This is a genomic window from Rhodococcus sp. T2V, assembly GCF_029269925.1.
Lineage (GTDB): Bacteria > Actinomycetota > Actinomycetes > Mycobacteriales > Mycobacteriaceae > Rhodococcus_F > Rhodococcus_F koreensis.
On record NZ_JARJBD010000521.1, the window covers coordinates 1 to 415 of the forward strand.

At 68.4% G+C, this 415-nt stretch carries 2 pseudogenes; one reads left to right on the forward strand and one right to left on the reverse strand.

The window, feature by feature from the left end:
* Nucleotides 1-204: pseudogene (locus tag P3H15_RS55230) on the forward strand (transposase); the annotation flags it as partial.
* On the opposite strand, the pseudogene P3H15_RS55235 reads toward P3H15_RS55230, so the two are convergent.
* A pseudogene (locus P3H15_RS55235) lies at nt 204-415 on the reverse strand (hypothetical protein); the annotation flags it as partial. The pseudogenes P3H15_RS55230 and P3H15_RS55235 overlap by 1 nt on opposite strands.

Genomic DNA, 415 nt, shown 5'->3' on the forward strand with positions numbered 1-415 from the left:
TTCCTCAAGAAGGGCACCCGCTCGGCCGGGGTGCAACGCCAGTACTCCGGCACCGCCGGACGGATCGAAAACTGCCAGATCGGGGTGTTCCTCGCCTACGCCAGCGGCGCCGGCCACGCGCTGATCGACCGGGAGCTGTACCTGCCCGAATCCTGGACCTCCGACCGCGACCGGTGCCGCGCCGCCGGCATCACTGACGACATCGAGTCCGGGTAGTCGAGGGTGGCGTGCCGCTCCAGCAACGCCACGACCCGGGCGTGATCATCATTGGCCAACGCGGCCGCGAGTTCGCGGGACTCATCACTGCTGAACGGGGTGTCCGAGTTCGCGAAATCCAAGGTGCGGACCCGGTAGTCGTAGCCCTCGTCGGCCCCGTTACGCACCATCACACCACCCCGGACCCGGATCACCGCCC